The 13894-nt window shown below is 69.7% G+C and carries 11 protein-coding genes; 4 read left to right on the top strand and 7 right to left on the bottom strand.

Annotation, left to right across the window (positions count from 1 at the left end; all coding sequences use genetic code 11):
* Positions 1–23: 23 nt before the first annotated feature.
* Both sucD and sucC read right to left on the bottom strand, forming a co-directional pair.
* Complete coding sequence (gene sucD, locus QM728_RS03045) at positions 24–929, bottom strand: succinate--CoA ligase subunit alpha (protein ID WP_415030576.1); 906 nt, start codon at positions 927–929, stop codon at positions 24–26.
* Positions 930–947: 18 nt separating this feature from the next.
* On the bottom strand, positions 948–2111 hold the full coding sequence (sucC, locus tag QM728_RS03040) for an ADP-forming succinate--CoA ligase subunit beta (RefSeq protein WP_415030575.1): 1164 nt from the start codon (positions 2109–2111) through the stop codon (positions 948–950).
* A 296-nt stretch (positions 2112–2407) separates the two neighbouring features.
* Here sucC and QM728_RS03035 point away from each other — a divergent pair, with 296 nt between their 5' ends.
* Positions 2408–3487, top strand: a complete 1080-nt coding sequence (locus QM728_RS03035) for a M23 family metallopeptidase (RefSeq protein WP_415030574.1) — start codon at positions 2408–2410, stop codon at positions 3485–3487.
* A gap of 6 nt (positions 3488–3493) precedes the next feature.
* On the opposite strand, the gene QM728_RS03030 is transcribed toward QM728_RS03035, so the two are convergent.
* Positions 3494–5917 (bottom strand): UvrD-helicase domain-containing protein, encoded by a 2424-nt coding sequence (locus tag QM728_RS03030; RefSeq protein ID WP_415030573.1) that lies wholly within the window; start codon positions 5915–5917, stop codon positions 3494–3496.
* A gap of 45 nt (positions 5918–5962) precedes the next feature.
* The gene (locus QM728_RS03025; protein WP_415030572.1) at positions 5963–7819 is read right to left on the bottom strand and encodes a hypothetical protein; all 1857 of its coding nucleotides are present in this window, start codon (positions 7817–7819) and stop codon (positions 5963–5965) included.
* 31 nt (positions 7820–7850) lie between these two features.
* Between QM728_RS03025 and QM728_RS03020 the strand changes: the two genes are divergently transcribed.
* Positions 7851–8159 (top strand): chorismate mutase, encoded by a 309-nt coding sequence (locus QM728_RS03020; protein ID WP_415030571.1) that lies wholly within the window; start codon positions 7851–7853, stop codon positions 8157–8159.
* A 73-nt stretch (positions 8160–8232) separates the two neighbouring features.
* Positions 8233–9879, top strand: a complete 1647-nt coding sequence (pgi, locus tag QM728_RS03015) for a glucose-6-phosphate isomerase (protein WP_415030570.1) — start codon at positions 8233–8235, stop codon at positions 9877–9879.
* Here pgi and QM728_RS03010 read toward each other — a convergent pair.
* Together QM728_RS03010 and QM728_RS03005 are read right to left on the bottom strand one after the other, a co-directional pair.
* The gene (locus tag QM728_RS03010) at positions 9876–10619 is read right to left on the bottom strand and encodes an SDR family oxidoreductase (protein WP_415030569.1); all 744 of its coding nucleotides are present in this window, start codon (positions 10617–10619) and stop codon (positions 9876–9878) included. The two genes, pgi and QM728_RS03010, sit on opposite strands and share 4 nt — an antisense overlap.
* Before the next feature lie 10 nt (positions 10620–10629).
* The gene (locus tag QM728_RS03005; RefSeq protein ID WP_415030568.1) at positions 10630–11511 is read right to left on the bottom strand and encodes an Fpg/Nei family DNA glycosylase; all 882 of its coding nucleotides are present in this window, start codon (positions 11509–11511) and stop codon (positions 10630–10632) included.
* Positions 11512–11536: 25 nt separating this feature from the next.
* Here QM728_RS03005 and QM728_RS03000 point away from each other — a divergent pair, with 25 nt between their 5' ends.
* Entirely contained in the window at positions 11537–12277 is a 741-nt protein-coding gene (locus QM728_RS03000; RefSeq protein WP_415030567.1) for a 3'(2'),5'-bisphosphate nucleotidase CysQ, read from the top strand.
* 80 nt (positions 12278–12357) lie between these two features.
* On the opposite strand, the gene QM728_RS02995 is transcribed toward QM728_RS03000, so the two are convergent.
* Positions 12358–13776 carry an LGFP repeat-containing protein gene (locus QM728_RS02995; protein WP_415030566.1) on the bottom strand — a complete coding sequence of 473 codons (1419 nt, stop codon included), beginning with the start codon at positions 13774–13776 and terminating at the stop codon, positions 12358–12360.
* Positions 13777–13894 lie beyond the last annotated feature (118 nt).

The following is a 13894-nucleotide window of genomic DNA, read 5'->3' as shown; positions in this document are numbered from 1 at the left end:
CCCAGTATGCCCGAGCCGACCGGTCAGGCCAGGCTGCTGAAGAGCTCGCGGGCGAGCTCGGCGGTCGCGCTCGGCGTCTTGCCGACCTTGACCCCGGCCGCCTCGAGGGCTTCCTTCTTGGCCTGCGCGGTGCCCGAGCTGCCGGACACGATGGCGCCGGCGTGGCCCATGGTCTTGCCCTCCGGCGCGGTGAAGCCGGCGACGTAGCCGACGACCGGCTTGGTGACGTTGGCCTTGATGTAGTCGGCCGCGCGCTCCTCGGCGTCGCCGCCGATCTCGCCGATCATGACGATGAGCTTGGTCTCGGGATCCTTCTCGAAGGCCTCGATGGCGTCGATGTGGGTGGTGCCGATGACCGGGTCGCCGCCGATGCCGATGGCGGTCGAGAAGCCGAGGTCGCGCAGCTCGTACATCATCTGGTAGGTCAGGGTGCCCGACTTGGACACCAGGCCGATCGGGCCCTTGCCGGTGATGTTGTTCGGCGTGATGCCGACGAGCGCCTCGCCGGGCGTGATGATGCCCGGGCAGTTCGGGCCGATGATGCGGGTCTTCTCACCCTTGTCGACGTTGTAGGCCCACGCGTACGCGGTGTCCTGCACCGGGATGCCCTCGGTGATGACGACCAGCAGCGGGATCTCGGCGTCGATGGCCTCGATGATGGCGTCCTTGGAGAACGCCGGCGGCACGAAGGCGATCGAGGTGTCCGCGCCGGTCTTCTCCATCGCCTCGGCGACGGTCGCGAAGACGGGCAGCTCGACGGTGTTGCCGTCGGCATCCTCATGGGTGACCGTGGTGCCGGCCTTGCGGGCGTTGACGCCGCCGACGATGTTGGTGCCGGCCTTGAGCATCAGCGCGGTGTGCTTGGTGCCCTCGCCGCCGGTGATGCCCTGGACGATGACCTTGTTGTTCTTGTTCAGGTAGATCGACATGTCTTCTCGTCCCTCTGCTTACTTGTTCGCCAGTTCGGCGGCCTTGTCGGCGCCGGAGTCCATGGTGTCGGCCAGCGTGACGAGCGGGTGGTTAGCCTCGGCCAGGATCTTGCGGCCCTCGTCGACCTTGTTGCCGTCGAGGCGCACGACCAGCGGCTTGCTGGCGGTGTCGCCCAGGGTGTTCAGCGCACCGACGATGCCGTTGGCGACCGCGTCACAGGCGGTGATGCCGCCGAAGACGTTGACGAAGACGCTCTTGACCTGCTCGTCGCCCAGGATGACGTCGAGGCCGGCGGCCATGACCTCGGCCGAGGCGCCGCCGCCGATGTCGAGGAAGTTGGCCGGCTTCACGCCGCCGTGCTTCTCCCCGGCGTACGCAACGACGTCGAGGGTCGACATCACCAGGCCGGCGCCGTTGCCGATCACACCGACCTCGCCGTCGAGCTTGACGTAGTTGAGGTCGTTCTCCTTGGCCTTGAGCTCGAGCGGATCGGTGGCGTCCTTGTCCTCGAACTGGGCGTGATCCGGGTGGCGGAAGTCAGCGTTGCCGTCGAGGGTCACCTTGCCGTCGAGGGCGAGGATCTGGTCGTCGGGGGTGCGCACGAGCGGGTTGACCTCGACCAGGAGGGCGTCCTCCTGCACGAAGACCTCCCACAGCTTGGCGATGGTGACCGCCGCGGCGTCGAGCACCTCGGCGGGCAGGTGGCCCTGCTCGGCGATCGAGCGCGCGGTGGCCAGGTCGACACCCTTGACGGCGTCGACGGCGACGCGGGCGAGCCGCTCGGGCTTGGTGGCGGCGACCTCTTCGATCTCCATGCCGCCCTCGACCGAGCACATCGCGAGGTAGGTGCGGTTCGCGCGGTCGAGCAGGAAGGAGATGTAGTACTCCTCGGCGATGTCGCTGGCCTCGGCGACCAGGAGCTTCTTGACGATGTGGCCCTTGATGTCCAGGCCGAGGATGTCGTTCGCGTAGCGCTCCGCGTCATCGGGGGTGGCGGCGTACTTGACGCCGCCGGCCTTGCCGCGGCCGCCGGTCTTGACCTGCGCCTTGACCATCACCGGCTTGCCGACCTCTTCGGCAATCGCGCGGGCGCCCGCGGCGGTGTCGGTCACGCGGCCCGGGGTGCCCGGCACGCCGTGCTTGGCGAACAATTCCTTCGCCTGGTATTCGAAGAGATCCATTCGAGCTCACCAATCTTGTTGGTTTTCCAGTGGCACCCGCTTCGGGGATGTGACGCGGGCAATACCTCGGACTTTAATCCCCGGCCGGCGACACCCGTCGACCGGCCCCGATCAGGCACGTTAGGCCACCGACGTGCGGTAAGCCGCCCGAGCGGGGCCGTTGTGGAGATTGTCACTCTTGGGCGCCGAATCTCGTCGTTTGGTGGACTTGCCGACGACCGTTCGATACCGTCGATGAGATGCCAAGTCACGAATTGGTTACGAAGTACGCGTGAAATCGGTAGTTAGGCAGGATTGTGGCCCAAGAACGAAACGGTGTGGTCGAGCACGCCGGGCGTCGTTTCATCGCCCCGGTTGATGCTTCCTCCGTCGTCGCCGCCAAGACCACGACTGCCGACGTCAAAGACTTCTACGACGATTCCGTCGACTCCCTGACCCTCGATCGCGACAGCTGGCTGGGCACGATCCGCAGCGGTCGCGCCCTCGATCCGCACACGGCCACCGCGTCGGAGATCACCCAGGACATCGCGATCCCGGAGAGCGAGTTCCGCCGCGAGCCCAAGCGCCCCGCCGCTCCCACCGAGCCGGTCGGCAAGGTCGAGGTCGTCGCGGACGACGCCGAGGCCCCCGCTGTCCTCAAGGCGTCGGTCAAGCCGCGCCCGCAGGCCAAGCCGGGCAAGTCCGGCAAGCACCGCGTCACCGCTCCCCCGACCTCGATGAAGGGTGGCCGCGCCGCCCTGATCGCCCTCGCCGCCGGTGCCGCCGTGGCCGCCGCCTCGCAGGCCCTGTCGTCGGACAAGACCGCGACCCCGGCCACCGCCGCCGACGGCACCCCGGACAAGGGTCCGGGCGTGGTCGCCGCCACCAGCGACACCGACATGAGCTCGTTCACCCGCGGCCTCGGCAAGGGCCGGGAGATCGCCGCCGCCGAGGACGCCCGCGAGAACCTGAAGCGGCGCCCGCTCTTCACCTCGCCGATCCCGATGGGCGTGTACTCGTTCACCTCGGGCTTCGGCCCCCGGTGGGGCTCCTTCCACGGCGGCCTCGACCTGGCCGCGCCGCTGGGCACCCCGATCCACGCCGCCCACGACGGCGTCGTGATCAACGCGGGCCCGGCGTCGGGTTACGGCAACTGGGTCCAGATCAAGGCCGCCGACGGCACCGTCACGATGTACGGCCACATGTCGTCGTCGGGCGTCCTGGTGCAGAAGGGCCAGCACGTCACCGCCGGCGACGTCATCGCCCTGGTCGGCAACGAGGGCTTCTCCTTCGGCCCGCACGTGCACTTCGAGGTCTGGAAGAACGGGACGACCAAGATCGACCCCGCTCCCTGGCTCGCCGCGCACGGCGTGCGCCTCTCGGCCTACACGGGCTAGCGCCCGCTACAGCTTCTCCCCCGGCAGTCCGCCGAGGGTCATGAACGTCATGCGGCCCACGCTGCCGCCGAAATCGAACGTGATCCGCTCGGTCGGCCCGCTGCCCTCCTTGGCCACGGCCTTGCCCATGCCGTACTTCGGATGGTTCATCCGGTCGCCGACGTCGTAGTGCTCGACGCGGTTGCGGCCGCGCGTCGGGGCGCCGTAGGTCTCCCGCCCGCGCAGGCTCTGCTGCTCGCGCCCGCCGCCGAAGCCGAACGCGCCGGCCGCGCGGTGCCGCGACGCCGACCGCTTGGGCTCGGTGCGGCGCCAGTCGATCAGGTGCGCGGGGATCTCGGTGAGGAACCGCGACTCCGGGTTGGACACCGGCTGCCCCCACGACGCCCGGGTGAGCGCGCGGGTCAGGTAGAGCCGCTCCTTGGCGCGGGTGATGCCGACGTAGGCCAGCCGCCGCTCCTCGCTGAGCTCGGCCGGGTCGCCCAGGGACCGCATGTGCGGGAAGTGCCCGTCCTCCCAGCCGGTGACGAACACGACGGGGAACTCCAGGCCCTTCGCGGTGTGCAGGGTCATCAGCGTGACGACGCCGGCCTCCGAATCCGGGACCTGGTCGGCGTCGGCGACCAGTGAGACCCGCTCGAGGAAGGCCGCGAGTGAGCCCGGCTCCGGCTCGCCGTCGTTGTCGCCCCCGAGGATCTCCCCGTCAGCGTCCCCGTCGACGTCGACGACCGGGCGCTCGGCGGCCTCCTCGGCCGCGGTGGCGCTGAACTCGCGGGCCACCGCGATCAGCTCGTTGAGGTTGTCCAGGCGGGCGCCGTCCTGCGGGTCGCGGGAGGCCTCCAGCTCGGCGCGGTAGCCGCTGCGGTCGACGATGGCGGCCACCAGCTCGCCGACGTCGCCCCCCTCGGCCGTGGCGTCGACGGTGGCGGCGCCGGATTCGTCGAAACCGGCCAGGAAGTCGCGGCGCAGGCCCTCGACGAGGTCGATGAAGCCACTGATCTGGTTGACCGCGCGGGTGTTGAGCAGCGGGACCGTTCCCTCGGTGGCCTCCAGCAGCGCCTGGTAGAAGCTGATGCCGCGGTTCTCGGCGTGGACCGCCACGCACGCTTCGGCGCGATCGCCGATGCCGCGGCGCGGGGTGTTGAGGATGCGGCGCAGGCTCACCGTGTCGTCGGGGTTGGCGACGGTGCGCAGGTAAGCGATGACGTCGCGCACCTCTTTGCGCTCGTAGAACTTCGTGCCGCCGACGACCTTGTACGGGATGCCGTGCCGGACGAAGACCTCCTCCAGCGCGCGCGAGCCGGTGTTGGTGCGGTAGAACACGGCGACATCGGCGTAGGCGCGGCTGGCCGATCCGCCGATCGAGTAGTCGGTGAGCCCGTCGATCTCGCCGGCGATGAACGTCGCCTCGTCGCGGTCGGAGTCGGCGACGTACCCGACGATCGGATCGCCGTCGCCGGAGTCGGTCCACAGCTTCTTGGGCCGCCGGTTCGGGTTCTGCGCGATGACCGCGTTGGCCGCGGACAGGATCGTCTGCGTGGAGCGGTAGTTCTGCTCCAGCAGGATCGCGCGGGCCGTCGGGAAATCGCGCTCGAACTCCTCGATGTTGCGGATCGTCGCGCCGCGGAACGCGTAGATCGACTGGTCGGCGTCACCGACGACGCACAGTTCGGCCGGCGGCGGATCGGCGTTCTCGTCATCGCCGGTGAGTTCCCGGATGAGCACGTACTGCGCGTGGTTGGTGTCCTGGTACTCGTCGACGAGGATGTGCCGGAAGCGTCGCCGGTAGTACTGGGCGACCTCGGGGTGGCGCTGCAGCAGTGCGACGGTCTCGCCGATGAGATCGTCGAAGTCGAAGGCGTTCGCCGCCCGCAGCCGCTTCTGGTACTGCTCGTAGACCCGTTTGACCACGGCTTCGGCCGAGTTCTCGTCGGCATCCTCGGGCACCTCGACGTCGTCGGGTCCGACGAGTTCGTTCTTGTGGTTCGAGATCTCGACGGACAGACCGCGCGCCGAGAACTTCTTGGGATCGAGCTCGAGGTCGCGGATGATCATGCCGAGCAGCCGGCGCGAGTCGTCGGCGTCGTAGATGGAGAAGTTGGAGTTCACCGTCTCGCCCAGCAGTCCCGACTGCGCCCGCAGGATCCGGACGCACATCGAGTGGAAGGTCGAGACCCACATCGCCCGGCCCGCCCCGCCGACGAGTTCGATGACGCGCTCGCGCATCTCCGCCGCCGCCTTGTTGGTGAAGGTGATGGCGAGGATCTGGCCGGGGTGCACGTCGCGCTCGGCGAGCAGATAGGCGATTCGCCTGGTCAGGACCGATGTCTTGCCGGATCCGGCGCCCGCGACGATCAGCAACGGAGTGCCGGTGTGCACCACCGCCTCGCGTTGCTGGGGGTTCAGTCCGCGCAGCAGTTCCTCAGCACTCATCTCGCCCTCCAGATTACCGGGCACCCACGACAGCGCGGCGGCGGCTCAGGGCACCAGCTTGGCCTCGGCGACCTCGCCGACGCGACCCGCGCCGGTGTGGACGGCCAGGCCGGGCGTGACGGGCCGCAGGATGAGCGAGTTGCCGCGGCCGGAGGTCTGCACGTACACGACGTGGAGCCCGGCGCGCACGTCGGCGACGACCGGCTTGCCGGTGGCCAGGCCGATCTCCAGCTTGCCGTCGCGGTTGGCGCAGTAGGTCAGCGCGATGGTCCACGTCCAGTTGAGCAGCGGCCCGGACAGCGGCACCCGGCTCATCCCGCGCACCTCCGGCGCCGCGCAGCTGCCGTCGCCGGCGGTGAAGGTGCGCGCGGGCGTGACCCCGCCGGGCACCAGGCGCCCCTGCTTGTCGAGGACCTTGAGGTCGTCGGTCACCGTGCCGAAGCGCACCTTCGGCCGGATCCGCCCGAAGGTATGGCTGATCTGGTTCTCCGGGTTGGCGACGGGGGTGAGGACCTCCAACGGCAGCGCCTGGTCGAAAACCACGCGGTCGCGGTCGGCGTGCAGGGAGGCGCGTGCCGACTTCAGGTAGGCCGGCGTCGGGTTGTTGCGCCACGAGGCGTCGAAGTTCCAGATGGCCCACCCCGAGGAGAGGACGAGGACTACCGTCGCCGCCGCGGCCACCTGGAGCGCGGGTCGGTCGGCGCCGCGCAGGTGGCGGTGCGAGGCCCGCGGCACCCCCACGATCAACGCCAGGGCGGCGGTGACGACCAGGGCCGCGTCGGGCAGGTACCGCATGGTCTGGGCGAGTTCGAGGGCGGTGTTGCCGCTGGACCGGTTCCACATCACCGGGATCTGCGCCACGACGACGTAGGCGGCGGCAGCCGCCGCGACGACCCACGCCCGGCGGCGGAACAGCCAGATGATCGCGATCGCCACGGCCAGCACCACCCAGCCGGCGACGATCTGCCACAGCGGCGCGAATCCCATCGGCGGGCTCGGTATCCACCGGTCCCAGGTCCACGGCCCACCCGCCAGCGACGGCACGACGGCGTTGTTGATCGTCCGCCACACGAGATGGAACATCTGCCCGGCGCTGTGCTTGCCGGCGGCACCCTCGCCGCCGGTCACCGCGAGGAACAGGACCAGCCACACGACGGTGATCGGGGTCAGCACCGCCCACAGCGGCCGGGCCCGGGTGTAGGCCGCGGCCAGCGGCCCGGGCACCCCGCCCCGCGTGGCGCTGGCCCCGTGCAGGTGGCACCACAGGACCGCGGCGACGAAGACCACCGGAAGGATGTAGAGCGACTTCTCGAAGCAGGCGAGCGCCACCAGGTAGGCCGTCGCGCTGCGGAGGACGATGATCAACCGGGACTCGCCGCCCGGTTCGTCGCGGCACAGCAGCACCGCGTCGCCGATCAGCCAGGCCATCGCAAACAGCATCGGGAGCGAGTTCAATCCCGCCGCCCACCACACGTAGGCCGGCACCGTCATCGGGGTGAACAGGAAGAAGGCCAGCACCACGACCGTCGCCCACGAGTCGCGGCCGGCCAGCAGTCGCACCATCCGCCACACCGCGAAAGCCACCGCCGTCGCCGCCACGACGAGGGTGATCGCTGCGGGCCACCACTGCGTCGGCGCCAGCAGCGTCGACAGCCCCGCGACGAAGAAGGCGCCCGGCATGAAGTGGCCGTCGTGGTTGTGGAGCAGGTAGGCGGGGCCGAAGACGTTGTGCGTCGACGCCCGGCCGATGAGGATCAGATCGTCCCAGTAGAAGCCGCCGGTCGCGACCAGCGCGACGCGGATCGCGATGTACACCCCCAGCAGCACCAGAGCGGCGCGTGCGGGTCCATTGCTGCGCGCCAGCATTGCGCTGCCGGAGGTGGTCATACCGCGGATGCTCACGGAAAGAACTGTACGTGGCAAAATCGTCCCGGTGAGTGACGAATCGCAGCCTTTCGACCCGAGTGCCCACGACCTCGGCGACGACGTCACCGATCTGCCGGACGACATCGACGTCCTGCGGGGCGAGATCGACCGGCTCGACGCCGTCATCCTGGCGGCCATCAAGCGCCGGTCGGCGGTGTCGAAGAAGATCGGTGCGGCCCGCATGGCGTCGGGCGGACCGCGGCTGGTGCACAGCCGGGAGGTCAAGGTGCTCGACCGCTTCGCCGACCTCGGCCAGGAGGGGCACACCCTGGCCATGCTGCTGCTGCGGCTGGGCCGCGGGCCCCTCGGCCGCTGACGCCCCTCGACCGTTGACGTCGACCGGCACTGAGTGCCGGGCACTGCGGCGCGCGACGCAATAGGGTGGGGTCATGCGCGAAGATGTGACCGCCACCGGGTCGTGGCAGGCACTCGCCAGGCACCACGCCGACGTCGCTGCGACGACGCTGCGTGATCTGTTCGCCGAGGATCCCGCCCGCGGGCGCGACCTCGTCGTCGACGCCGGCGACCTGCACATCGACTATTCGAAGAATCTGGCCACCCGCCAGACGCTGGAACTGCTGCTCGCCCTGGCGCGCGAGGTCGGCATCGAGGAGCACCGCGACGCGATGCTCGCCGGCCAGCACATCAACGGCTCGGAGAACCGCGCCGTGCTGCACACCGCGCTGCGGCTGCCCGCGTCGGCCTCGCTGACCGTCGACGGGCAGGACGTCGTCGCCGACGTCCACCGGGTCCTGGACAAGATGGGCGACTTCAGCGACCAGGTCCGCTCCGGCGCCTGGCGCGGCTTCACCGGGGAGAAGCTCACCGACGTCGTCAACATCGGCATCGGCGGCTCCGACCTGGGCCCGTCGATGGTGTGCGGCGCGCTCCGCGACTACCACGACGGTCCGCGCACCCACTTCGTGTCCAACGTCGACCCCGCCGACATCCTCGCCACCCTCGACGCGGTCGAGCCGGCGACGACGCTGTTCGTCATCTCCTCCAAGACCTTCACGACGATGGAGACGCTGTCCAACGCGGGGGCCGCGCGCGCCTGGCTGGTCGCGGCGCTCGGCGACGAGGCGGCCGTCGCGAAACACTTCGTCGCGGTCAGCACCAACGCCGCCGAAGTCGCGAAGTTCGGCATCGACACGGCCAACATGTTCGAGTTCTGGGACTGGGTCGGCGGCCGCTACTCGGTCGACTCGGCGATCGGGCTGTCGGTCATGCTGGCCGTCGGCCGCGCCGGCTTCGACGAGTTCCTCGCCGGCTTCCATGCCATCGACGAGCACTTCGCCACCGCGCCCCTCGAGCGCAACGCGCCGGTGATCCTCGGCCTGCTCAGCGTCTGGTACAACGACTTCTTCAACGCGGGCAACCGGGCGGTCCTCCCGTACGCCAACGACCTCGCGCGCTTCACCGCCTACCTGCAGCAGCTGTCGATGGAGTCCAACGGCAAGTCGGTCACCGTCGACGGCACGCCAGTCTCCTGCGACACCGGCCAGGTGTGGTGGGGCGAGCCGGGCACCAACGGCCAGCACGCGTTCTACCAGTTGCTGCACCAGGGCACCCGGATGATCCCCGCCGACTTCATCGCCTTCGCCCGACCGTTCCGCGACGTAACCACCGCCGACGGCACGTCGATGCACGACGTCCTCGTCAGCAACGTGCTCGCCCAGACCAAGGTGCTGGCCTTCGGCAAGACGGCCGCGGACATCGCCGCCGAGGGCGTCGCGCCCGACGTCGTCCCGCACAAGGTGATGCCCGGCAACCGGCCGTCGAACACGATCTTCGCCCCGAAGCTGACGCCCGGCGCACTGGGCCAGCTGATCGCGCTCTACGAGCACCAGGTGTTCGTCGAAGGGACGATCTGGGGCATCGACTCCTTCGACCAGTGGGGCGTCGAGCTCGGCAAGAAGCAGGCCCTCGAACTACTCGGCCCGATCAGCGACGCCAAACCCGCCGCCGGACTGGGCGACTCGTCGACCGACGAACTGGTCGCCTGGTACCGGAAGCAGGCCGACCGGCAGACCTAGACGAGTCGGCGCGAGAGCGGCTCGGGCAGGTGGCGCAGCGCCGCGGCGAGCGGCTCCCACGGCCAGCGCGGCACCGCGGCGCGGGCCTTCTCCGCCTCGATCGCGTCGACCATGGCCGCGACGCCGTCGTCGGTGTCGGCCATCAACCGGGTCTTCACACCGCGGTTGATGTCGGTCTCGATGTAGCCCGGCTCGATGATCGTGATGGTGATCGGTTTGCCGGCGAACTCCGCCTGCAGTCCCTCGCCGAGCGCGGTCACCCCGGCCTTGGAGGCCGCGTAGGCCGCCTGCGCCTTCGGCATCCCGCGGGTGGCGCTCACCGAGCTGATCAGCACCAGGTGGCCGTGGCCCTGCGCGCGGAAGATCTCCAGCGCCGCCTCGCACTGGGCGAGCGCACCGGTCAGGTTGGTCTGCACCGTCTCCAGGTTCGCGTGCGCCTTGCCCGTGCCGATCGGGGCGCCCTTGCCCAGGCCCGCGTTGACGATGACCCGGTCCAGGCCGCCCAACTCGTCGCGCAGCTTGCCGAAGACCACCGGCACCGAGTCGAAATCGGTGACGTCGAGCTTGGCGATGGCGACCTGGGCCGCCTGCCCCCGCAACTCGTCGGCCAACTTCTCGAGCCGGTCGAGTCGGCGGGCGCACAGGGCGAGCGCGCGGCCCTGCTTCGCGAAGGCGCGGGCCATGCCCTCGCCCAGCCCGGAGCTGGCACCGGTGATCAGGATCTTGTCGCGTGGCGTCATGGCGCCCAGGCTACTTCAACAGCCGCGACATCCGGCGGTCGGCGAGCTTCTTCCCGCCGGTCTGACAGGTCGGGCAGTACTGGAAGGAGCGGTCGGCGAACGACACCTCGGCGACGGTGTCGCCGCAGACCGGGCACGGCAACCCGGTGCGCGCGTGGACCTGCAGGCCCGAGCGCTTCTCGGCCTTCATCGTCGCGACCCCGCCGGGCCCCTCGAGACGGGACACCGCGTCGCGCAACACCTCGCCGATGGCCGTGTGCAGCGCGTCGATCTGCGCATCGGACAGCCCCTTGGCCGTCGCGAACGGCGACAGTCGCGCCCGGTGCAGGATCTCGTCGGAGTAGGCGTTGCCGATGCCGGCGATCACCCGCTGGTCGGTGAGGACGTTCTTGATCCGCGACGTCGTGCCCGCCAGGATCTCTGCCAGCTCGTCGCGGCCGAGCCCGAGGGCGTCGGGCCCCAGTCCGGCGATGCGCTCCACATCCAGCGGATCGCGCACCACCCACACGGCGAGACGCTTCTGCGTGCCCGCCTCGGTGACGTCGAACCCCTCGCCCGGCAGCCCACAGTGCACGCGCAGCGCGATCGGCCCCTTGCCGCCCGGCTTCGGCGGCCTGGGCGAGAGGTTCTCGCTCCACCGCACCCAGCCGGCGCGGGACAGGTGGATCACCAGGTGCAAGGGTTCATCATCTGTTTCCAGCACCGTGGTGATCACCAGGTACTTGGCGATCCGCCCCACCGACGAGACGGTGCGCCCGACCAGCGCGGTGTACGGCGGATCGGCAGTCTTGAGGACGGCGAGCGACGCCACGTCGACACGGCGGATGGGCAGCCCGGCCGTGCGCTCGTCCAGGAAATCGGCGATCGCAGTCACCTCGGGCAACTCGGGCATGGTCCCAGTGTGCTCTAGTGGACGGGTGAGTTCAGCACTATCGGATGCCGAGTTGGCCGCGCAGATCGCCGAGGGCGCCGGCCGGATCCTGCTCGGTGTCCGCCACGGCGGACTGCTCGACGGCCGGTTGATCGGCGACGCCGGCGACCAGATCTCGCAGGCCTGGATCGGTGCCGCGCTGCGCCGACGCCGCCCGAAGGACGCCGTGCTCTCCGAGGAGGCCGAGGACGTCGGCGACCGCTCGACGGCCAGTCGTGTCTGGATCATCGACCCGCTCGACGGCACCAGCGAGTTCAGCTTCGGCACCAAGGACTGGGCGGTGCACGTCGCCCTCGCCGTCGACGGCCGCCCCAGCGCCGCCGCCGTCTCGATCCCCGCGCGCGGCGAGGTGTTCCGCTCCGACGAGGTGACCCCCGTCGACGGCCCGCTGACCGGCCGGATCGCCGTGTCCCGCTACGGCGGCAGCTATGAGTCGTCGTACGTCGCGGACAAGCTGGGCCTGACGCGGGTGCAGATCGGCTCGGCCGGGGCGAAGGCGATGGCCGTCGTCCGCGGCGACGTCGACGCCTACGTCCACGCCGGCGGGCAGTACGAGTGGGACAACTGCGCCCCGGTCGGCGTTTGCGCGGCCGCCGGGCTGCACTGCAGCCGCCTGGACGGCTCGGAAATCGTCTACAACCAGCGGGTGCCGTACATGCCCGACTTCGTCATCTGCCGAACCGAGATCGCCGACGACATGCTCGAGACGCTCAGCAACGTCTGGTAGCGGCGAGAAAAGCACTGTGGCCCGACACCTTTCGGTGCCGGGCCACAGTGGGTTTCTAGCTAGGTGCTAGGCCGCAGAAGTCACTCGAACTTCTTGAAGCCGGCAGCCTTGGCGTCAGCCTCGGTCGCGAACCAGATCTCCGCGATCGTCGCCTTGTAGGCGCGCGATTCCGGGGTGTGGTACAGACCCGAGTCGGCGTTGCCCTTGATCGGGTAGCCCTTGGGCTCCGCGTTGCCGGGCAGCGGCAGGTGAGCGCCCTTGGGCACCGGGACGGTCTTGCCGTCGCGGACCCAGGTGCCGGCGGCACCAGCGGCGGCGGCAGCACCAGCGGCGCCAGCGGCACCCTTGGACTTGCCGTCGTCGAGGAGGCCCTCGACACCGTCGCGCACCTTGCCACCAGCGGTCTCGGCGGCGTCAGCGACGCTGCCAGCAGCGCCCTTGACCTTGTCGCCGGCAGCCGAAGCAGCAGCACCGACGGCGCCAGCGGCACCAGCGGCACCGGCGGCAACCTTGCCGCCCGCACCCTTCACAGCGTCAACGGCATCGCCGACGTGCAGGTCCGGGGAGTGCAGGTGAGCCTTGCGGCCCTTGCCGGTCAGCAGACGCCACAGCCACGACAGCAGCAGGAGGCCACCGATGATCAGCAGCGGAAGCAGCAGCCACCACCAGTTGAACTTGCTGGTGTCCGGACCCGAGATGCTCGGCAGGCTCGGCTTCGGAACGTTGACGTTCGGCAGGTTCACGTTCGGCAGGTCGATGTTCGGCATGCCCGGCAGGTTGATCTTCGGCCAACCCGGGAGGGTGAACGGAAGCGCCCACTTGAGGCCGTCCAGCTTGCCCTTCAGGTCCAGACCCGGCAGGTTCGGGATGTTGATCCACTTGCCGGTCTTGGCGTCGAAGGTCAGCGTGCCGTTGGCGAACTCCTGGGTGATCTGGTCGCCGTTGACGACAGCGTCGCCCTTCGGCATGCCCAGGGCCTTGGCGATGTCAGCGTCGCCGAACGCCGAAGCGAACGGGCCGCGGAGCAGCCAGGCGCCGGCTTCCGGGGTCCAGTAGATGCGCGGGTTGTCGTCAGCGGCGAACTCGGCGTAACGAGCGCCCTCGGGGGCGTCCGCAACCTTCTCGTCCGACTTCGGGAAGCCGACGTCACCGGTGGGGCCACCGACGGCGCTGTACTTCTCGTTGATGCCGCCGTACAGGACGTGTGCATCGGTCTTGTCCGACCAGTACACGGTGCCGCCGCCGTACTTCTGCTCGAAGCCGTCGCCAGCAGCGGTGACTTCGCCTTCCTTGTCACCGAGACCGGTGCCCAGGGCACCCTTGTCGATGGAGCCGTCAGCGACGCCCTTCTCGACCTTCTCGATGGCGCCACGCGCGTCGTCCTGCGGTGCCGCGTGCGCCATCGGCGCAACGAGCATCAGGGAGCCGGCGGCGGCAACTACGCCCAGCGCCAGGCGGCGCACAGCGACGAGCCCTGTCTTCTTCTCTACGGGTTTCACTCCGTGAACTCCTTGTTTCCATGGCACGACTTGGTCCATGCCTGTTCATAGCTTGCTACATATCCGCCGCAGTTGCAGCGCAATCGCAGCCCGATTCGACGGAAAATTTGCTAAACCG

The sequence above is a fragment of the Gordonia sp. (in: high G+C Gram-positive bacteria) genome, assembly GCF_047602025.1.
Classification (GTDB): Bacteria; Actinomycetota; Actinomycetes; order Mycobacteriales; family Mycobacteriaceae; genus Gordonia.
This window is presented reverse-complemented; position numbering and strand designations above follow the sequence as displayed.

Coding starts and splice junctions, on each gene's coding strand:
- sucC (WP_415030575.1), bottom strand. CDS start 2,111: ATGGATCTCTTCGAATACCAGGCGAAGGAATTGTTCGCCAAGCACGGC.
- QM728_RS03010 (WP_415030569.1), bottom strand. CDS start 10,619: ATGACGCCACGCGACAAGATCCTGATCACCGGTGCCAGCTCCGGGCTG.
- sucD (WP_415030576.1), bottom strand. CDS start 929: ATGTCGATCTACCTGAACAAGAACAACAAGGTCATCGTCCAGGGCATC.
- QM728_RS03005 (WP_415030568.1), bottom strand. CDS start 11,511: ATGCCCGAGTTGCCCGAGGTGACTGCGATCGCCGATTTCCTGGACGAG.
- pgi (WP_415030570.1), top strand. CDS start 8,233: ATGCGCGAAGATGTGACCGCCACCGGGTCGTGGCAGGCACTCGCCAGG.
- QM728_RS03030 (WP_415030573.1), bottom strand. CDS start 5,917: ATGAGTGCTGAGGAACTGCTGCGCGGACTGAACCCCCAGCAACGCGAG.